This is a genomic window from Pseudomonas nitroreducens TX1 (assembly GCF_000313755.1).
GTDB classification, from domain to species: Bacteria; Pseudomonadota; Gammaproteobacteria; order Pseudomonadales; family Pseudomonadaceae; genus Pseudomonas; species Pseudomonas nitroreducens_A.
In genome coordinates, this window is the sequence record NZ_AMZB01000092.1 from 21590 (window position 1) to 40267 (window position 18678).

Sequence of the window (18678 nt, forward strand, 5' to 3'; positions counted from 1 at the left end):
GGGTTCCTCGCTGGCTCAATGGCCGTGATAGAGCGGTTTCAGTGGCGCAGCAGATCACCAGCGGGCATGCGTGGCGCCGATCCAGCCGAGGGCGCCGTTGACGGGCACCAGGTCGCCGTCGGCGCTGCGCAGCGAGCCGTCGAAGCGGCCGAACCACTGGCTGGTCTCGGCGAACAGCGGGCCCAGGCGAGGGCAGGCGCGGTGCAGCTTGCGCGGCGTGAAGGTGAGTTCGACGCGCTCCTCGCTGCCGCGCAATTGCCAGGGCGAGAGCGGATCGTGCGGTGCCTGGTGGATATCCACCGGGCCGTCCAGCGGCTGCAGCTCGCCGCCGAACCACAGGGCGTTCTCGCTGAGGTGGCTGTTTTCCGTCCAGCCGCTGCCGAAGTTGCCGGCTATACCGCCAGGCGCGGCGAAGGCAGCGCGGGTCCAGTGAGTATTGAATGGCCAGACGCCGCGACCGAAATCCAGCGCGGCGAAGCTCTGGCCTTCGCTGCAGCGATAGGTCTTGTGGCCCAGGGTCAGGCTGCCGCTGATCGGCAGGCCCATCTGCCGGCTGCAGGCGTGGAAGCACTTGCCGCCCATGGGCACCACCAGGTTGACCGACTCCAGGTGCGCCGGGCGCTGCACTTCCAGCGAGAGGTTCAGCGGCTGCCCGCCCAGGTTGGGCGCGCAGGCGGTGATGCGCAACTGGCCGGGCTGCTCGTCGAAGCCCAGGCGCAGCTGGCCATGTTCGAAACCGTGGGTCTGATTCGGCGTATCGGGCAGCTGGCAGCCCAGGCCGAAGGGGCTGAACTGGGTACGGTGCACCGACTGTCCGGTTTCCAGGTCGAGGAAATAAACGGCGCCGTAGCCCAGGTAGTCCAGGTCGGCGATGGTGATCGACAGCATCCAGCCCGGCGCGTTGATGCACCAGTGGTTCCAGCGTTTGCGCCGGCCGAGGTTGCCGGTCAGCCGGCAGAGCGTCTGCGGCCGCGACGACCAGCCCACGGCCGCGCTGTTCAGGCGGCCGCGCGCATCGCACAGGGGCGGCGCAGCAGGCGGCGTCGGTGGGTGGGTGAAGGTGTTCATCGGTCACGTCCGTGTGGCAACGCGCCGCAGCATGCCGTTTCATGAACTGTCCTACAAGAGAAGCCGGTCACTTCCAGGGCATTTGCCATTCTCTTGAGCGCATTCCGAACTTAGGCGCAGAATGGCGGGTCCCACCCGGACACACTTTCAGACTCACAGGACTGCCCCATGACCGTTCTTCGTTCCCTCTGCACCGCAGCACTACTGGTTGGCTTCAGTTCCGTGGCACTGGCTGATGCCAACGCCGAGGCGGAGAAATTCCTCAAGCAGGTCCATGCCGACAAGCTGACCGTTCCGGTCTACGCGCAGGTCCAGCAGATGCTCGCCCAGCGCTTCGCCCAGGCCAAGGCGCCGGACAGCAAGAAGGCCGTGCTCGATCGCTACCAGGCCAAGGCCAACGCCGAACTGGACCGCGCTGTGGGTTGGGACAAGCTCAAGCCTGAACTGGTCAAGCTCTACACCAGCAACTTCAGCGAATCCGAGCTCAAGCAGCTGAACGATTTCTACGCGTCCCCGCTGGGCCGCAAGGTGCTGGAGAAGATGCCGCGCCTGACCGCCGAATCCGCCCAGCTGACCCAGGCCAAGCTGCAGACCGCGGTAGAGCCGGTGAACAAGCTGATGGCCGACATGGACAAGGAACTGGGCGTGAAGGCCCCGGCTGCTCCGGCCAAGAAGCCCTGATCGCCCTGATTTCCATCTGCCTGAACCGTACTGACTGCCAGCGAGGCCCGACATGAGCATGCGTGACCGACTCCAATCCGCCCTGGGCGCTCTCGAACCGCAACACCTCGAGGTGCTCGACGAGAGCCACATGCATAGCCGCGGGCAGGAAACGCACTACAAGGCGGTGATCGTCAGCCCGGCCTTCTCGGGGTTGAACTCGGTGAAGCGGCACCAGAAGGTCTACGGCACGCTCGGCGAGCTGATGGGCCAGATCCACGCGCTGGCCCTGCACACCTACACTCCGCAGGAGTGGGCGCAGCAGGGACAGGCGCCGGAGTCGCCGACCTGCCGTGGCGGCAGCAAGCACGATCTTCCTCACTGATCGGCTCGGCTGACCAGCCGCGTGCGGGCTTCGCCCCGCTCCGGTAGAATGCGACACCCAGCGCCGGCTTCTGCCGGCGCTGTCATTTTCAGCTGTCGATCAGCTTTTGTTTCCAAACTTTCTTTTCCAAAGAAGCCCGGTCCGCCCTTTACGCGGGCGACCACTGGAGTGATGCATGACCACAGAACGAATCGTCGTCGCGGCGTTGTACAAGTTCGTCTCACTGCCCGACTACGTCGACCTGCGCGAACCCCTGCTGCAGACCCTGCTGGACAACGGCGTGAAGGGCACCCTGCTGCTCGCCGAGGAAGGCATCAACGGCACCGTTTCCGGCCCCCGCGCCGGCATCGACGGCCTGCTCGCCTGGCTGCGCAACGACCCGCGCCTGGCCGATGTCGACCACAAGGAGTCCTACTGCGACGAGCAACCCTTCTACCGCACCAAGGTCAAGCTGAAGAAGGAAATCGTCACCCTCGGCGTGCCGGGCGTGGACCCGAATTCGAAGGTCGGCACCTACGTCGAGCCCAAGGACTGGAACGCCCTGATTTCCGATCCGGAAGTGCTGCTGATCGACACCCGCAACGACTACGAAGTGGCCATCGGCACCTTCGAGGGCGCCATCGACCCTAAGACCAAGTCGTTCCGCGAGTTTCCCGACTACATCCGCAAGCATTACGACCCGGCCAGGCACAAGAAGGTCGCGATGTTCTGCACCGGCGGCATCCGCTGCGAGAAAGCCTCGAGCTACATGCTCAGCGAAGGCTTCGAAGAGGTCTTCCACCTCAAGGGCGGCATCCTCAAGTATCTGGAGGAAGTGCCTGAGGCGCAGACCCTTTGGCGCGGCGACTGCTTTGTGTTCGACAACCGCGTGACCGTGCGCCATGACCTGACCGAGGGCGACTACGATCAGTGCCATGCCTGCCGCAACCCGATCTCGGTGGAGGATCGCGCCTCCGAGCATTACGCGCCGGGCATCAGTTGCCCGCACTGCTGGGACTCGCTGTCGGAGAAGACCCGCGCCAGCGCCCGCGAGCGGCAGAAGCAGATCGAGCTGGCGCGCCAGCGCAACCAGCCGCACCCCATTGGCCGTGACCCACGCGCGGAGACCTGATCCATGACCAGCCGCCTGCTCTACGTAATGGACCCGATGTGTTCCTGGTGCTGGGGCTTCGCCCCGGTGGCCGGGAAGCTGGTGGAGCAGGCGCGCGGCGCGGGTGTGCCGCTGGCGCTGGTGATGGGCGGCCTGCGCACGGGGCAGGGCGCCGCGCTGGAGCCGACCACCAAGCGCTACATCCTCGAACACTGGCACGCGGTGCATGACGCCACCGGCCAGCCGTTCCGCTTCGACGGCGCCTTGCCCGACGGCTTCGTCTACGACACCGAGCCGACCTGCCGCGCGGTGGTCACGGCGCGCCGCCTCGACGAGGACTGCGCCTGGGCGCTGGTGGGGGAGATCCAGCGGGCCTTCTACGTGGAGGGTCGCGACGTGACGCAGGCCAGTGTGCTCGCCGAACTGGCCGACAGCGTCGGCCTGCCGCGCATCGAGTTCGCCGAAGCCTTCGACAGCCAGGACAACCACCTGGCGACCCTGGCCGATTTCTCCTGGGCCCGCGACCTGGGCATCGCCGGCTTCCCCACGCTGCTGGCCGAGCGCGACGGCCAGCTGGCGCTGCTGACCAACGGCTACCAGCCGTTGAGCGAGCTCGCGCCCTTGCTGGATCGCTGGCTGGAGCGCGGGCGGCATGCCTGAGCTGTCGGCTGACCGCCTGAGCTGGGCGGAAATTCGCCGGCTCGCTTTCCGTCACCGCAAGGCGCTGCTGCTGGCCAACCTGGTTGCCGTGCTGGCCACCGCCTGCAGCGTGCCGATCCCGCTGCTGCTGCCACTGCTGGTGGACGAAGTGCTGCTGGGCAAGGGCGACGCCGCCCTGCAGGTGATGAACCACTGGCTGCCCGATGGCTGGCACAAGCCCGCGGGGTACATCGGCCTGATGCTGCTGGTGACCCTGGCGCTGCGCAGCTGCGCGCTGGTGTTCAACGTGCTGCAGGCCAGGCTGTTCGCGCGGCTGTCCAAGGACGTGGTGTACCGCATCCGCCTGCGCCTGATCGAGCGCCTGAAACGCATCGCCCTGGGCGAATACGAAACCCTCGGTGGCGGTTCTGTCAGCGCGCACCTGGTGACCGATCTCGACACCCTCGACAAGTTCGTTGGCGATACCCTGAGCCGCTTCCTGGTGGCGCTGCTGACGCTCTGCGGCACCGCCGGCATCCTGATCTGGATGCACTGGAAGCTGGCACTGCTGATCCTGCTGTTCAATCCGCTGGTGATCTTCGCCACGGTGCAGCTGGGCAAGCGCGTGAAGCACCTGAAGAAGCTGGAAAACGACAGCACCTCGCGCTTCACCCAGGCGCTCACCGAAACCCTCGAAGCCATCCAGGAAGTGCGCGCCGGCAATCGCCAGGGCTTCTTCCTCGGCCGCCTCGGCGTGCGCGCCCGTGAAGTGCGCGACTACGCCGTCGCCTCGCAGTGGAAGAGCGACGCTGCCGGGCGCGCCAGCGGGCTGCTGTTCCAGTTCGGCATCGACCTGTTCCGCGCCGCGGCCATGCTCACCGTGCTGTTCTCCGACCTGTCCATCGGCCAGATGCTCGCGGTGTTCAGCTACCTCTGGTTCATGATCGGCCCGGTGGAGCAACTGCTCAGCCTGCAATACGCCTTCTACGCCGCCGGCGGCGCGCTGGCCCGCATCAACGAGCTGCTGGCGCGCGCCGACGAACCGCATTACGAGCACCGCCGCGACCCCTTCGCCGGGCACACCAGCGTCGGCATCCAGGTGCGCGACCTGAGCTTCGCCTACGGTGAGGAGCGGGTGCTGGACGGGCTCGACCTGGACATCGCTCCCGGCGAGAAGGTTGCCATCGTCGGCGCCAGCGGCGGCGGCAAGAGCACCCTGGTGCAGCTGCTGCTGGGCCTCTACCAGCCGCAATCGGGCAGCATCCGCTATGGTGGCGCGGCGCTGGAGGAGATCGGCCTGGACTGCGTGCGCGAGCATGTGGCGGTCGTGCTGCAGCATCCGGCGCTGTTCAACGACACGGTGCGCGCCAACCTGACCATGGGCCGCGAACGCGGCGACGACGCCTGCTGGCGCGCGCTGGAAGTGGCGCAACTGGCGGACACCATCCGCGCCCTGCCGCAAGGGCTGGACAGCGTGGTCGGGCGTTCCGGCGTGCGCCTGTCCGGCGGCCAGCGGCAGCGCCTGGCGATTGCGCGCATGGTGCTGGCCGAGCCCAAGGTGGTGATCCTCGACGAGGCGACTTCCGCTCTCGATGCCGCCACCGAATACGCCCTGCACCAGGCACTGGAGCGCTTCCTCGAGGGCCGCACCACGCTGATCATCGCCCACCGCCTGTCCGCGGTGAAACAGGCCGACCGCGTGCTGGTGTTCGATGGCGGACGCATCGCCGAAGACGGCGACCACCAGCAACTGATCGCCGAAGGCGGGCTCTACGCCCGCCTGTACGGGCACCTGCAGCAGGGTTGATCAACCGTAGCGGGTGACTTCGAGGGAGGCCACGCAATGGCCTGGGTCGTGGAAGACTCGCGCGCTGCCGATGTCGTTGTAGGGGATACCCAGCAGCAGGTCGAGCAGAACGGCGGCGTTGCGGTAATGCCGGTGCCAGTCCAGCAGGCCTTCGAGATAGGCGACATTCGGCACGCCGGGCAGGAAGTTGCCCATCAGCAGGCGTCCGCCGGGCAGCAGGTTGGCGAAGAGGTTGCGGGTCAGGTCGCGGGCGTCTTGTTCGTCCAGCACCTCGTAGAGGCTGGGCGAGTAGATCAGATCGAAATGACACAGGTCCTGGCGACCGTGGAACCGATCGTCCAGCGTGGGTGCGGATGCCGAGCGCGCCAGATCGGCTTCGCGCAGGTGCCCGCAGCCTACGCAGAGAATGCGCGCCTGGCCGTTGAGCTGGTCACAGCTGCGGGTCGATTTCTCGCGCCAGCAACTGGCGGCGCGAGCGCAGCGTCGAGCAGGCACTCGTAGGCCAGGCCCACCAGGTGATCGAACTGCCTGTCCAGATCCCGCCGTGGCATGGCCGCTCCGTCGGTTGGTTGCAGATTGCACGACTGAGGTATGGCCCATGGCCTTGTGCCCTGCAAGACTGCCGATCGTTCAGTCGTGCCAGCCCGCTTTTGGCGTGATAACAGGCATTTCTCGCTGCAAAAAACACATTTTCCGCCGGACGGCGGGTCTCATGGCACAAAGGCCCCTGCCGGAATTCCCATGATCGGCTAGAAGTTAAGAGAGGGGCGGCCTGAGAGAAAAGTCCCGGGTGAGCCTGCTTTGCACCCTTGTGGCCTGCCAGGCATTGATAAGAAGGAAGTCGAAACTGGTTATGGATGCAATGGGACTCTTGCCGACCCGGCGTACGACGCGTCTGCTCAGGCTGGTCTGGCCGTTCATGGTCGTGGTCCTGCTACAGACGCTGATCGGCAGCGGCAGCTTCTTTATCCTGTCCGGGGTACGCGCCTATGTCGGTGGCGAGAGCCTCTGGTCCAAGGGGCAGAAGGACGCCATCCATTACCTGCAGCTCTATGGCCAAAGTCGCGACCCGGCGGATTACGAGCGCTACCGCGCCGCCATCGCCATTCCCCAGGGCGACCGCACTTTCCGCGCCGCCCTCGATCTCAGCCAGCCAGATCTCGAACTGGCCCGCGCCGGCGCCCTGCAGGGTGGCATCCATCCCGACGACATCGGCACTCTGATCTGGCTGTACCGCTACTTCCATGAGTACAGCTACTTCGACCAGGCCGTGAAGATGTGGATCATCGGCGATGCCTACCTCGACCAGCTGGAGCAGGTGTCCGATGAGATGAGCGCGAAGATCCGCGCAGGCGACGTCCGCCCCGGTGACCTGAGCTACTGGAACAGCCGCATCCAGGCCATCAACGACGGCGTCACGCCGGCTGCCATGGCCTTCTCCGCGGCACTGGGGCAGGGCTCGCGGATGATCATGTGGGTGCTGCTGGTGGTCAACGGCCTGACCGGCCTGGCGCTGATCCTCCTGGCGGTGTGGCGCACGCGCAAGTTGCTGCGCCAGCAGCGCGCCTTCGAAAGCGCCCTGGATACCGAGCGGGAACGCGCCCAGACCACCCTGGCGGCCATCGGCGACGGCGTGGTCACGCTCGATGCGCACGAATGTATCGCCTATTTCAATCCGGCCGCCGAGCGTCTGATCGGCTGGGACAATTCGATGGCGGTCGGCCTGCCGCTGCGTTCGCTGCTGCGGGTATTCGACGAGAACTCCCAGGTGGAGGGGCTGCCGCTGGTGGGGCAGATCCTGCGCGGCGAAGTGGACGGCGGCAGCGAGACCAGCAAGCTGATCCAGCGCCTGGACGGCACCAGTGTGGCGGTGACCCTGGTCGCCACTCCCATTCATGCCGAAGGCAAGGTGGTCGGCACGGTGCTGGTGCTGCACGACATGACCCGCGAGCGCCAGTACATGGCCAGCCTGTCGTGGCAGGCGACCCACGATGCGCTGACCGGCCTGACCAACCGCCGCGAATTCGAGTTCCGCCTCAAGCAGGCCCTGGATAGCTCGGCGGACTCCCACGACCAGCATTCGCTGATGTACCTGGACCTGGACCAGTTCAAGCTGGTCAACGACACCTGTGGCCACGCCGCTGGCGACGAGCTGCTGCGCCAGGTCTGCTCGGTGCTGCAGCAGTGCCTGCGCGACGGCGACACCCTGGCCCGCCTGGGCGGCGACGAGTTCGGCATCCTCCTGGAGCATTGCCCGGCAGACCTCGCTGAGCAGATCGCCGAGCGAATCCGGCTGACCGTCCAGGCCCTGCATTTCATCTGGGAAGGCCGTGGCTTCAACATCACCGTGAGCATCGGCGTGGTGCACATCTCCGCCATGCTGGTGTCGGTGGAAGAGGCGTTGCGCTGCGCCGACATGGCCTGCTACATGGCCAAGGAAAAGGGCCGCAATCGCGCGCAGGTGTTCCGCCCGGACGATACCGAGCTGTCCAACCGCGTCGGCGAGATGGCCTGGGTGCAGCGCATCCGCCTGGCGTTGGAGGAGGAGCGCTTCTGTCTTTTTGCCCAGCCGATCTTCCCGGTCGACGATCGCGTGCTCGAAGGCGCCCATGTCGAGCTGCTGCTGCGCCTGAACGACGAGTGCGGGCGGCTGGTGGCGCCGATCAACTTCATCCCCGCCGCCGAGCGCTACGGCCTGATGCCGGAGATCGACCGCTGGGTCGTCGAAAACGCCTTCAGGACGCTGGCCGAGCGCGCCGCCGAGGGCGGTTACGAACCGATCCACACCTGCGCCATCAACCTCTCCGGTGCCACCATCGGTGACGACACCTTCCTCGACTTCCTCCGCGAGGTGCAACCGCGCTACGGCATCGAGCCTGCCAGTGTGTGCTTCGAGATCACCGAGACCAGCGCCATCGCCAACCTGGTCAACGCCACGCGCTTCATCCAGGAGCTCAAGGCCCTGGGCTATCGCTTCTCGCTGGACGACTTCTGCGCCGGCATGTCGTCCTTCGTCTACCTCAAGCACCTGCCGGTGGATTACCTGAAGATCGACGGCAGCTTCATCAAGGATATGCTCGAAGACCCCATCGACCGCGCCATGGTCCAGGTGATCAACCAGATCGGCCATGTGATGGGCAAGCGTACGGTGGCGGAATTCGTCGAAACCCAGGAAATCCTCGAAGTGTTGCGGGAAATCGGCATCGACTACGCCCAGGGATATGGCCTGGCGCGGCCGCAGCCCTTCAATCGAAGCTTCCTGCGTGAGACCCACGTCGCAGCTGTAGTATCCGACACAACCTCCGGACGGTGACGCGGAGCCGTGAGAGGACTAACCTGAGGCCAGATTTACCGGTGCTTGCATGGATCGACCAGCAACGGAGCCTTGGATGAACGAGACCTTTGTTCGCAGTGGGCCGCTCAAGGAGCTTTCCAGCTATCCGCACTGGGCCCAGCGCCTGGTGCAGGAGTGCGAGGCCAGCCGTCTGGCGGTGGTCGAACACCCCCTCTACGCGCGCATGCGTGACGGCCAATTGAGCCGTCAGACCATGCGTGCCTTCCTTGTCGGCGGCTGGCAGGTGGTCGAGCAGTTCCCCCTGTACATGTCCCACAACCTGCTCAAGACGCGCTTCGGCCGCAGCCCTGGCGAAGACATGGCGCGACGCTGGCTGATGCGCAACATCCGCGTCGAGCTCAACCATGCCGACTACTGGGTGCGCTGGGCCGAGGCCTACGGCGTGACCCTGGCCGAGCTCAAGGCGCAACTGGTCCCCGCCGAGCTCCACGTGCTCGGGCACTGGTGCTGGCACAGTTGCGCCACCGAAGAGCTGGCGCTGGCCATGGCGGCCACCAACTACGCCATCGAAGGCGCCACCGGCGACTGGTCGGCGCTGGTCTGCTCCACCGATACCTACGAACGCACCCTGCCGGCCGGCAGCCGCAAGGACGCCATGCGCTGGCTGAAGATGCATGCCCGCTACGACGACGATCATCCCTGGGAAGCCCTGGAGATCATCTGCACCCTTTGCGGCCCGCAGCTCGCCATGCCGCGTTGCCTGGAGCTGCGCGAGGCAATCTGCAAGAGCTACGGCTACATGCGCCTGTTCCTCGACCAGTGCCTGGCGCTGGAGCAGGTGCAGGGCGACGTGCGGCGTGGGCCGATGCAGGTGGTGGGGTAGGGCGGGGCGAGGTGCCGCCTGTTCATCGACGCGAGGCTTTACCCTCTCCCTGAAGGGAGAGGGGGCGGATCGGAGCACTGGATCAAATTCGGCGTAAGCCTGAAGCCCGGATAATGGCAACAGGAAAACCACCTAGCTATCCGTCTAGCTCGGATAGCCCCCTCTCCCTTCAGGGAGAGGGCTGGGGAGAGGGGCTCTCCGCCGATGCCAAAGCCAATTTCAAGGCACGAGAATGATCTTCTCGCTGCTGCCTTCGTTGATCTCGTGATAACGCTGCACGCCTTCGCTCAGTGGCACTTCGTGCAGGCCGGTGGGCAGCGGCAGCCGGCCGTCGTCGAACCACTGGCCGAACTGGCGCAGCATCGCCGCGCAGGCGACCGTGTCGTACAGCAGCGAATTCACCCCCACCACCGAGCCGCCGCGGCGATACAGCGCCAGGGCCGGCAGTTGCACGTGGCCATCCACCGGTGCGGCGATGATGGCGATGCGGCCGAAGGTCGCCAGGGCGGAGACGGCTGCGGGCAGCCAGAAACCGGTGGTGTCGAAGATCACCTCGGCGCCGCCGGGGAAGTGCTCGTCCACCTGCGCCGCCAGGGTGTCCGCCGAGCCCAGCAGAATGCTCGGTACGCTTTGGGCCTGCAGTTCCACCTGCGACTCGGCCCGCCGCACCGCGCCCAGCACCTGCGCGCCACGGGCCTTGGCCAGCGAGATGGCCGCCGCGCCGACCGCGCCGGAGCCGATCACCAGCAGGCGAGTACCGGCACCGACCTGGCTGCGCTCCAGGGCGTCCCAGGCCGTGGTGAAGGGCACACCACAGCTGGCAGCCTGGGCGAAGCTCATGCGTTCGGGCATCCGCGCCACACCGCCGACCGGCACGCTCATCAGCTGGGCGTGGCTACCGTTGCGGGTGAAACCCAGGCCCTTGCCGGTGCCCCAGACGGATTTGCCCAGCAGCTCGGCCGGGCCTTTCACCACGGTGCCGGCGAAGTCGCGGCCCGGTACGCGGGGCAGGGTGGTGTAGGGGAAACGGCCAAGTACGTTCTTCACGTCACTGGGGTTCAGGCCGGCGGCGTGGACTTCCACCAGCACCTCGTCGGCGGCGGGAATGGGGTCGGCAATCTCGGTGAAGCTCAGGGCGGCGAGGTCGCCGGTGCGGTCGAATTGCAGGGCTTTCATGGCACGGGTCCTTGGCGATCAGGGGGGAGGGGGTCAGTGGAGCCAGCGGGTCAGCAGCGGCAGGGCGTTCTCGCCGATCTGCATGCCCAGCAGGCCGATCAGCGCTACCAGCGGCGGCGCTGGCGAGCGGAAGTCGAGGAAGTGGTAGGCGAGGCCGACGGCGATGCCGATGGCCAGGGAGATCAGGTAACTCATGGTGTCCTCCGTGGATGGTTCCGGCGGCTGGGTGGGTTGGTGGCAGTCTAGGGGCTGCTGGAGGGCGTCGCCGGACAGGGGCTTCGGAATATCGGACAGATGTCGATGGGTGTCTTGGATGGGCGTGCGCCCGCGTAGGAGCGGGCTTCGTCTGCGATGGGCTTGCGTTGCGCTGAAGCCACATCGTAGGGCGGATAACGCGCCAGCGTTATCCGCCGCGGGGGCAATCGGTGGATAACCCGTTCCCGGTTATGCGCCCTACGGTCCTGCGTCGCTTCGGTGTGCGCACTGATTCCGTGTTTCGCCCCCTCGGGCGAGTCCCTTTTGTCAAACGCCACAAAAGGAACCAAAAAGTCTTGCCCCGGACATCCGGTTTTTCGCTTGGGGCGAAAAATACCCTCGTTGAATTGGAGTATCAGGGGCACGCGCTGACGTGCCATCCGTGGCCCGACAGCGCTCTCGCGACATCCATGTCGCTCAACCCCTGAAACTCCAATTCAACGAGGCCTCCTGAACGGGGCCGTTCGGAGTGCGCGGACGTTTCTCTGGAAGACCTTTCAGAGCCAGAGCCAGAGCCAGAGCCAGAGCCAGAGCCAGAGCTGGGTGCCGGGCTCTTCGTAGGAGCGAGCTTGCTCGCGAACCGCCTGGCACCAATGTTTACCTGTAGAAGCGTGAGACGCTGGAGTCAACGCGGGCTACCTGCCGCAATACTCCGAAGGCGCCACACCCAGTTCGCGGCGGAACATCTCGCTGAACCCCCCCGGCTGGTACCCCAGCCCATGGGCGATCTGGCTCACCGCGATGCCCTCGTTGAGTTGCGCCACCGCCGTGGCCAGCTGCACCTGCCGCCGCCATTGGGCGAAGCCCATGCCCAGGCTGCGCTGGAACAGGCGGGCGAGGGTGCGCACGCTGGCGCCCGCGTCGGCGGCGTGCTGTTCGAAGGAAATGGCCTGGCTCGGCTCAGCCATCACCGTCAGGCACAGGTTGAGCAGGCGGCGGTCGGAGTCGTCCGGCAACGGCACGCGCAACAGCAGGCTGCGCGCGCGTTGCAGCTCCAGTACGGCCAGTTGCGACAGCGCCTGGTAATACTCGGTGTCCGGTTCTCGCTCGTGCTCCACCAGCCTGACGATCAGCTCGCGCAGCAATCCGCCCACCTCGAACGCCTGCACCTGCTCGCCGAGGGCGTCTGCCGTCCCCGGCCGCAGGTAGATGTTGCGCATCTGCAGTTCGCTGACCACGCGGATGCCGTGGGGCACCTGCGGCGGCAGCCAGACGGCGCGGTTGGGCGGCACCAGCAAGGCTTCGGAGGGCGTCTCCAGCCACATCACCCCGGACATCGCATAGAGCACCTGCCCCCAGTCGTGGGAGTGCGGCTCGATGTGCAGGCCGCGCGGGTAGCTGCGGGCCAGGGCGCGCAGGGGGGCCGGGGTGGCGTCGAAATCGGGAGGAGCGGCGCGGGCCATGGTACGGGCGACAGTGATTCGGCAGAGGAGATGGGCCGCATGGTAGCCGCCGCATGGCCCTCTGACGAGAGCGCGGCACTCGCGCTGGCAGGCTGGCGCACCGCCTTGTCACGAAATCTTTACGGTGCGGCTGCATGCCGCAGGGAGCTTTGGCTCTCGTAACGATTTCTTGCCGGGCCACCCTCGCAAACAGGCCGCAAACCGGCAGCACCTGTCTTGTTCCAAAGCTGCGCGACAGATGAGATGAAGGCATTCCAGACGCCTGGACGGCCCCGCGCCGAGCCAGCCGATAACGACAACGAGGAGGCCGGATGAACGCCGTGACCAAGATCGAACAACACAACCCCATCGGCACCGACGGCTTCGAGTTCGTCGAATTCACCGCCCCCGACGCCCAGGGTATCGAGCAGCTGCGCCAGCTGTTCACCGGCATGGGCTTCACCGAGACCGCCAAGCACCGTTCCAAGGAAGTCTTCCTGTTCCAGCAGAACGACATCAACATCGTGCTCAACGGCAGCCCCACCGGCCACGTCCACGAGTTCGCCAAGAAGCACGGCCCCAGCGCCTGCGCCATGGCCTTCCGGGTGAAGAACGCAGCCCAGGCCGCCGCCTACGTCGAATCCCAGGGCGCCAAGCTGGTGGGCAGCCACGCCAACTTCGGCGAGCTGAACATCCCCTGTGTCGAAGGTATCGGCGGCTCGCTGCTGTACCTCGTCGACCGTTATGGCGACAAGAGCATCTATGACGTCGACTTCGAATTCATCGAAGGCCGCAGCGCCAACGACAACGCCGTCGGCCTGCTGTGCATCGACCACCTGACGCACAACGTCAAGCGCGGCCAGATGGACGTCTGGTCCGGCTTCTACGAGCGCATCGCCAACTTCCGCGAGATCCGCTACTTCGACATCGAAGGCAAGCTCACCGGCCTGCTGTCCCGCGCCATGACCGCGCCGTGCGGCAAGATCCGCATCCCGATCAACGAGTCGGCGGACGACAAGTCGCAGATCGAGGAATTCATCCGCGAATACCACGGCGAAGGCATCCAGCACATCGCCCTGACCACCGACGACATCTACGCCACCGTGCGCCAGCTGCGCGCCAATGGCGTGGATTTCATGAGCACGCCGGATACCTACTACGCCAAGGTCGACACCCGCGTCGCCGGCCACGGCGAGCCGCTGGAGCAACTGCGCGAACTGAACATCCTGATCGACGGCGCGCCGGGCGACGACGGCATCCTGCTGCAGATCTTCACCAACACGGTGATCGGCCCGATCTTCTTCGAGATCATCCAGCGCAAGGGCAACCAGGGTTTCGGCGAGGGCAACTTCAAGGCCCTGTTCGAATCCATCGAGGAAGACCAGATTCGCCGTGGCGTGATCTCCGACCAGTAACTCGCTTGCCGGGCGACCGCGCGCTTAGCGTGGTCGCCTGCGGAGACCCGCCATGCTCACCCTGTATTCCTACTGGCGCTCCAGCGCCGCGTACCGCGTGCGCATTGCGCTGGGCCTGAAAGGCCTGGCCTATCGCCAGGTGCCGGTGCACCTGGTGAAGGACGGCGGCCAGCAGCACGCCGCCGACTACAAGTCGCTCAACCCGCAGGAGCTGGTGCCGTTGCTGGTGGAGGGTGATGTGCGCATTGCCCAGTCCCTGGCGATCCTCGAGTACCTCGATGAAACCCATCCGCAACCCGGCCTGCTGCCGCGCGATCCGCTGCAACGTGCCCAAGTCCGCGCGTTGTCCCTGCATATCGCCTGCGACATCCACCCGCTGAACAACCTGCGCGTGCTGCAGTACCTCAGCGGCCCGCTGGGTGTGGCAGACGAGGCGAAGAATGCCTGGATCCGCCACTGGGTCGAGACCGGCCTGCGCGCGGTGGAAGCGGGCGTCGCCCACTGGACCGGCCCGCTGTCCCTGGGCGAGCGCCCCGGCTACTTCGAGGCCTGCCTGATTCCCCAGCTGTACAACGCACGTCGCTTCGATTGCGACCTCTCCGGTTGCCCGCGCCTGCTCGCCATCGCCGCGCGCTGCGAATCCCTCGACGCCTTCCAGCAGGCCGCCCCGGAGGTGCAGCCCGACGCCCAGTAAGCCCCACCGTTCCACCGCTCTTTAGCCTTGCCTTGCCCGCACCGTCTGGCCACGAGCCGGGCGGCCGATTCCCGTCACAGATAACAACAACAGGTGACGCATGACGCGTGAAACTCAACACGCAGGCCAGCTCCAGCGCGGCCTGAAGAATCGCCATATCCAGCTGATCGCCCTGGGTGGCGCCATCGGTACCGGGCTGTTCCTCGGCTCGGCCGGGGTGCTCAAGTCCGCCGGGCCCTCGATGATCCTCGGCTATGCCATCGCCGGCTTCATCGCCTTCCTGATCATGCGCCAGCTCGGCGAGATGATCGTCGAGGAACCTGTAGCCGGCTCCTTCAGCCACTTCGCGCACAAGTACTGGGGCGGCTTCGCCGGCTTCCTCTCGGGCTGGAACTGCTGGGTGCTGTACATCCTGGTGGGCATGTCGGAGCTCACGGCGGTGGGCAAGTACATCCACTACTGGTGGCCGGAGGTGCCGACCTGGGCCACCGCCGCGCTGTTCTTCGTGGTGGTCAACGCCATCAACCTGTTCAACGTGAAGGCCTTCGGCGAGGCGGAGTTCTGGTTCGCCATCATCAAGGTCGCCGCCATCGTCGGCATGATCGCCCTGGGCTGCTACCTGCTGGCCAGCGGCACTGGCGGCGAGCAGGCGGCGGTGAGCAACCTGTGGGCCCACGGCGGCTTCTTCCCCAACGGCATCGGCGGGCTGGTCATGGCCATGGCGATCATCATGTTCTCCTTCGGCGGGCTGGAGATGCTCGGCTTCACCGCCGCCGAGGCCGACCAGCCGAAAACGGTGATCCCCAAGGCGATCAACCAGGTCATCTACCGCATCCTGATCTTCTACATCGGCGCGCTCACCGTGCTGCTCTCGCTGACGCCGTGGGACAGCCTGCTGCAGACCCTCAATGCGTCCGGCGATTCCTACAGCGGCAGTCCGTTCGTGCAGATCTTCTCGATGATCGGCAGCAGCACCGCGGCCCACGTTCTCAACTTCGTGGTGCTCACTGCCGCGCTGTCGGTCTACAATAGTGGCACCTACTGCAACGGCCGCATGCTGGTCGGCCTGGCGGAGCAGGGCGATGCGCCGCGCGCGCTGGCCAAGGTGGACAGCCGTGGCGTGCCGGTGCGCTCGCTGATGGTCTCGGCGGCGGTGACCTTCCTCGCCGTGCTGGTGAACTACCTGGTCCCGGCCCGCGCCCTGGAGCTGCTGATGTCCCTGGTGGTGGCCGCGCTGGTGATCAACTGGGCGATGATCAGCCTGGCGCACCTGAAGTTCCGCGCGCGCATGGATGCCGACGGCAAGCGCACCGCCTTCCGCGCCGTGGCGTATCCCGCGGCCAACTGGCTATGCCTGGGCTTCGTGGTGTTCATCCTCGGTGTCATGCTGCTTACCCCGGGTATCCAGGTGTCGGTCTATGCGATTCCGGTGTGGCTGCTGGTGATGTATGGCTGCTATCGCCTCAAGCGCCAGCCGGCGCGGCGTGGTGAGGCGGCCGCCGTGCTGGCCGACTGACTGCCAGACTTTGTGCCGGGCCGCCCGTGATTGACCGCGCGGCCCGACCTTTCCTAGAGTGACCGGGCCATTTTTCGTCAGAGGGATACTCATGAAAAAAGCACTTTGGCTGCTCGCGGCGGCCGTGCCGGTCCTGCTCGTCGCCTGTGGTGGCGAAGAAAAGAAAGCGCCCCAGGTCGACGCGCTGGTCCTGCCTGGCGACGCCAAGCTGGACTCGCGCAGTGTCTCGTACAAGTGTGAGGACGGCCGCAAGATCAGCGTGCAGTACCTGAACAAGGGCGACAACAGCCTCGCCGTGGTACCGGTGACCGACGCCTCCAGCCTGGTCTTCGCCAACGTCATCTCCGCCTCCGGCGCCAAGTACGCCGCCGGCCAGTACGTCTGGTGGACCAAGGGCGAGGACGCCACCCTGTACAAGGACTGGAAGGGCGGCGAGCCCGCCGATGGCGTGGCCTGCAAGGAGCGCTGATGTTCCTGCGCCACGTGAACGAAAAGCCCGGCCGATGCCGGGCTTTTTCATGGGCTTTCGATCGGTGAGGTGGGTACCGGGCGGGTTCGCGAGGCTAGAAGGTGAACTCCAGGTTCACCGTCGGCGTCGAGGTACGCGTGCCGCGCCCCCCGTCCACGCCGAACTTGTTGTGCCAGTACTCGTAGCCCACGCCCAGCCACAGGTTGGGCTGGCGCTTGGCGCCGGGCAGGGTGGCGAACATCAGCGAGGTGCGGATCAGCGTCTCCGGCGCGGTGTCGTTGTCGTTGTAATCCTCGCCCTTCTCCCCGGTGTAGTTGAGGAAACCCTGGAACTTCGCCCCGTGGTCGCCCAGCTGGAACGGCCGCAGCCAGGTCAGGTTGACCATGTAGGTGGGGTCGAAGGTGTGGTCCGGGTGCTTCACGTTGGGGATGCCGGAATGGTTCTTCTCGCGGTAGTAGAACAGCGACAGGTCCAGCACGCCGGGGCCGTTGAACTTCACGGTGGGGCCGAACACCAGGGCGCGCTTCTTCGCCGAGCCGAGGTTGTTGTTGCGGCTGGCGTCGAAGCCGAAGGTGAAGGCGTGGTCCTTCACCAGCCCCTTGCCCTGGGGCAGGTCGAACACCCGCGAGGCATAGAGTTGGCTGCGGAACACGCCGTAGACCTCGCTGCTGCCATGGTCGGTGCCCTTGCGCGGGTCATCGCTGTCGGACTGCAGCACGTCGAGGTGGAAGAAGTTGCTGCCGTAGCGATACCCGTCGGCGTGGCTGAAGCTGAAGATGCGCTTGCTGATGTCGTGCGGGTTGTTCGGGTTGGTGAAGCCCTTGCCGTAGCGGAAGCCCAGCGTGTTGCTGGTCCACTCGAAGAAGCGATCGTCGTCGGCCTGCGCCATCCCCAGCGGGGCGAGTACCAGCGCGGTACCGAGGGCGAACCGGCGGCCGGTGCTCAGGCGGCGGCTGGAACGCGGTTGGGGGCGGGCGGCGCCAAGGGCCGTCGTCGCGGAAGAAACCATGCTGCACCTCTGTTCTTGTTTTTTTGGTTCTGGGGGCTTCGGGGCCAGCGTCCCGCAGGGTGAACTGCGGTCGGTGACAAGGCTGGGTTCTAATGGTGAATTGATGACATTGCAAGAGAAACTTGTACACAGATTCGTATACAAAAATTGACGTGAAAGTCAGGAACGGACGCGCCGGCGCGAATTAGATGGCTTTGGGACAGGTGCGGTGGTGCACGGTATCCTGATGATCATTTTCTCCATGAATCGTCACCATGCTGCAGATTTCCAACACCGTGCAGATCCCTGATGCCGAGATCGAGCTGAACGCCATCCGTGCCCAGGGCGCTGGCGGGCAGAACGTCAACAAGGTGTCCAGCGCGATGCACCTGCGCTTCGACGTGTGCGCCTCATCGCTGCCTGAGTTCTACAAGGAACGCCTGCTGGCGTTGAGCGATCAGCGCATCACCAGCGAGGGCGTGGTGGTGATCAAGGCCCAGCAGTACCGCACCCGGGAACAGAACCGCGAGGATGCGCTGAACCGTCTGGCGGAGCTGATCCGCAGCGTGGCGAAGGTGGAGAAGAAGCGCCGTCCGACCAAGCCAACGCTGGGTTCGAAGACGCGCCGGCTGGAGGGCAAGAGCAAGCGTGGGGCGATCAAGGCGGGGCGGGGAAAGGTGGATTTCTGACCAGTTGGTTCGGCTGGGCATTGTTGCTCGGGCGATTCCCTCTCCCCAGCCCTCTCCCTGAAGGGAGAGGGAGTTTCCGAGTCTCCTCAAGCATGGGCGGGTGCTGAAGATTGGGTGCTACCGGCTGGCACCTTGCGTTCATCCGAGTCACCGAACCAGTCCCCTCTCCCTGAAGGGAGAGGGAGTTTCCAAGTCTCCTCAAGCATGGGCGGGTGCTGAAGATTGGGTGCCACCGGCTGGCACCCTGCGTTCATCCGAGTCACCGAA

Annotated in this window: 17 protein-coding genes and 1 pseudogene; 12 read left to right on the plus strand and 6 right to left on the minus strand. The window is 65.8% G+C overall.

The genetic code is table 11. From position 1 onward, the window contains the following. Positions 1-54 precede the first annotated feature (54 nt). The gene (locus tag C167_RS0107545) at positions 55-1068 is read right to left on the minus strand and encodes a DUF2804 domain-containing protein (protein WP_017517658.1); all 1014 of its coding nucleotides are present in this window, start codon (positions 1066-1068) and stop codon (positions 55-57) included. 121 nt (positions 1069-1189) lie between these two features. Here C167_RS0107545 and C167_RS0107550 point away from each other — a divergent pair. The 5 genes and pseudogenes from C167_RS0107550 to C167_RS0107570 all read left to right on the plus strand — a co-directional run bounded on the left by C167_RS0107550 (position 1190) and on the right by C167_RS0107570 (position 5649). Next, positions 1190-1749 (plus strand): annotated as a pseudogene (locus C167_RS0107550) (DUF2059 domain-containing protein). A gap of 52 nt (positions 1750-1801) precedes the next feature. Then, on the plus strand, positions 1802-2113 hold the full coding sequence (locus C167_RS0107555) for a BolA family protein (protein WP_017517660.1): 312 nt from the start codon (positions 1802-1804) through the stop codon (positions 2111-2113). Positions 2114-2288: 175 nt separating this feature from the next. After that, complete coding sequence (locus C167_RS0107560; protein WP_017517661.1) at positions 2289-3224, plus strand: rhodanese-related sulfurtransferase; 936 nt, start codon at positions 2289-2291, stop codon at positions 3222-3224. 3 nt (positions 3225-3227) lie between these two features. After that, positions 3228-3863 (plus strand): DsbA family protein, encoded by a 636-nt coding sequence (locus C167_RS0107565; protein WP_017517662.1) that lies wholly within the window; start codon positions 3228-3230, stop codon positions 3861-3863. Continuing rightward, positions 3856-5649, plus strand: a complete 1794-nt coding sequence (locus tag C167_RS0107570; RefSeq protein ID WP_017517663.1) for an ABC transporter ATP-binding protein — start codon at positions 3856-3858, stop codon at positions 5647-5649. The genes C167_RS0107565 and C167_RS0107570 overlap by 8 nt, the downstream gene beginning before the upstream one ends. Here C167_RS0107570 and C167_RS0107575 read toward each other — a convergent pair whose 3' ends face one another. After that, positions 5650-6144, minus strand: a complete 495-nt coding sequence (locus tag C167_RS0107575) for a hypothetical protein (RefSeq protein ID WP_026078874.1) — start codon at positions 6142-6144, stop codon at positions 5650-5652. Positions 6145-6511: 367 nt separating this feature from the next. Between C167_RS0107575 and C167_RS32315 the strand changes: the two genes are divergently transcribed. Together C167_RS32315 and C167_RS0107585 are read left to right on the plus strand one after the other, a co-directional pair. Next, the gene (locus tag C167_RS32315; RefSeq protein WP_017517664.1) at positions 6512-8962 is read left to right on the plus strand and encodes an EAL domain-containing protein; all 2451 of its coding nucleotides are present in this window, start codon (positions 6512-6514) and stop codon (positions 8960-8962) included. 76 nt (positions 8963-9038) lie between these two features. Beyond that, entirely contained in the window at positions 9039-9827 is a 789-nt protein-coding gene (locus tag C167_RS0107585) for a TenA family transcriptional regulator (RefSeq protein ID WP_017517665.1), read from the plus strand. Positions 9828-10046: 219 nt separating this feature from the next. Here the strand turns inward: C167_RS0107585 and C167_RS0107590 are convergent, their stop codons facing one another. From C167_RS0107590 to C167_RS0107600, 3 genes are all read right to left on the minus strand, one after another. After that, on the minus strand, positions 10047-11003 hold the full coding sequence (locus tag C167_RS0107590; RefSeq protein ID WP_017517666.1) for a quinone oxidoreductase family protein: 957 nt from the start codon (positions 11001-11003) through the stop codon (positions 10047-10049). Between the two features lie 33 nt (positions 11004-11036). Continuing rightward, entirely contained in the window at positions 11037-11198 is a 162-nt protein-coding gene (locus C167_RS33640; protein ID WP_017517667.1) for a DUF1427 family protein, read from the minus strand. Positions 11199-11893: 695 nt separating this feature from the next. Continuing rightward, positions 11894-12661: an AraC family transcriptional regulator gene (locus tag C167_RS0107600; protein WP_017517668.1), complete on the minus strand. Its 768-nt coding sequence runs from the start codon at positions 12659-12661 to the stop codon at positions 11894-11896. Between the two features lie 311 nt (positions 12662-12972). Here C167_RS0107600 and hppD point away from each other — a divergent pair, with 311 nt between their 5' ends. From hppD to C167_RS0107620, 4 genes are all read left to right on the plus strand, one after another. Then, positions 12973-14055 carry a 4-hydroxyphenylpyruvate dioxygenase gene (gene hppD / locus C167_RS0107605; protein ID WP_017517669.1) on the plus strand — a complete coding sequence of 361 codons (1083 nt, stop codon included), beginning with the start codon at positions 12973-12975 and terminating at the stop codon, positions 14053-14055. A 52-nt stretch (positions 14056-14107) separates the two neighbouring features. Next, on the plus strand, positions 14108-14749 hold the full coding sequence (gene maiA / locus C167_RS0107610) for a maleylacetoacetate isomerase (RefSeq protein WP_017517670.1): 642 nt from the start codon (positions 14108-14110) through the stop codon (positions 14747-14749). 100 nt (positions 14750-14849) lie between these two features. Next, positions 14850-16265, plus strand: a complete 1416-nt coding sequence (locus C167_RS0107615; protein WP_017517671.1) for an amino acid permease — start codon at positions 14850-14852, stop codon at positions 16263-16265. 91 nt (positions 16266-16356) lie between these two features. Continuing rightward, positions 16357-16734, plus strand: coding sequence for an MliC family protein (locus C167_RS0107620; RefSeq protein WP_017517672.1), 378 nt, complete (start codon positions 16357-16359; stop codon positions 16732-16734). 94 nt (positions 16735-16828) lie between these two features. On the opposite strand, the gene C167_RS0107625 is transcribed toward C167_RS0107620, so the two are convergent. Beyond that, on the minus strand, positions 16829-17623 hold the full coding sequence (locus C167_RS0107625) for a nucleoside-binding protein (protein WP_085988838.1): 795 nt from the start codon (positions 17621-17623) through the stop codon (positions 16829-16831). 374 nt (positions 17624-17997) lie between these two features. On the opposite strand from C167_RS0107625, the gene arfB reads away from it, so the two are divergent. Further along, positions 17998-18411 carry an alternative ribosome rescue aminoacyl-tRNA hydrolase ArfB gene (arfB, locus tag C167_RS0107630; RefSeq protein WP_017517674.1) on the plus strand — a complete coding sequence of 138 codons (414 nt, stop codon included), beginning with the start codon at positions 17998-18000 and terminating at the stop codon, positions 18409-18411. Positions 18412-18678 lie beyond the last annotated feature (267 nt).

Bases quoted from the DNA above. Each gene is read 5' to 3' on its own strand.
- C167_RS0107625 (WP_085988838.1), bottom strand. From the start codon at position 17,623: ATGGCGCAGGCCGACGACGATCGCTTCTTCGAGTGGACCAGCAACACG.
- maiA (WP_017517670.1), top strand. From the start codon at position 14,108: ATGCTCACCCTGTATTCCTACTGGCGCTCCAGCGCCGCGTACCGCGTG.
- C167_RS33640 (WP_017517667.1), bottom strand. From the start codon at position 11,198: ATGAGTTACCTGATCTCCCTGGCCATCGGCATCGCCGTCGGCCTCGCC.
- C167_RS0107560 (WP_017517661.1), top strand. From the start codon at position 2,289: ATGACCACAGAACGAATCGTCGTCGCGGCGTTGTACAAGTTCGTCTCA.
- C167_RS0107585 (WP_017517665.1), top strand. From the start codon at position 9,039: ATGAACGAGACCTTTGTTCGCAGTGGGCCGCTCAAGGAGCTTTCCAGC.
- C167_RS0107570 (WP_017517663.1), top strand. From the start codon at position 3,856: ATGCCTGAGCTGTCGGCTGACCGCCTGAGCTGGGCGGAAATTCGCCGG.
- C167_RS0107565 (WP_017517662.1), top strand. From the start codon at position 3,228: ATGACCAGCCGCCTGCTCTACGTAATGGACCCGATGTGTTCCTGGTGC.
- C167_RS0107615 (WP_017517671.1), top strand. From the start codon at position 14,850: ATGACGCGTGAAACTCAACACGCAGGCCAGCTCCAGCGCGGCCTGAAG.
- C167_RS0107620 (WP_017517672.1), top strand. From the start codon at position 16,357: ATGAAAAAAGCACTTTGGCTGCTCGCGGCGGCCGTGCCGGTCCTGCTC.
- C167_RS0107590 (WP_017517666.1), bottom strand. From the start codon at position 11,003: ATGAAAGCCCTGCAATTCGACCGCACCGGCGACCTCGCCGCCCTGAGC.
- C167_RS0107545 (WP_017517658.1), bottom strand. From the start codon at position 1,068: ATGAACACCTTCACCCACCCACCGACGCCGCCTGCTGCGCCGCCCCTG.
- C167_RS32315 (WP_017517664.1), top strand. From the start codon at position 6,512: ATGGGACTCTTGCCGACCCGGCGTACGACGCGTCTGCTCAGGCTGGTC.
- arfB (WP_017517674.1), top strand. From the start codon at position 17,998: ATGCTGCAGATTTCCAACACCGTGCAGATCCCTGATGCCGAGATCGAG.
- C167_RS0107555 (WP_017517660.1), top strand. From the start codon at position 1,802: ATGAGCATGCGTGACCGACTCCAATCCGCCCTGGGCGCTCTCGAACCG.
- hppD (WP_017517669.1), top strand. From the start codon at position 12,973: ATGAACGCCGTGACCAAGATCGAACAACACAACCCCATCGGCACCGAC.
- C167_RS0107600 (WP_017517668.1), bottom strand. From the start codon at position 12,661: ATGGCCCGCGCCGCTCCTCCCGATTTCGACGCCACCCCGGCCCCCCTG.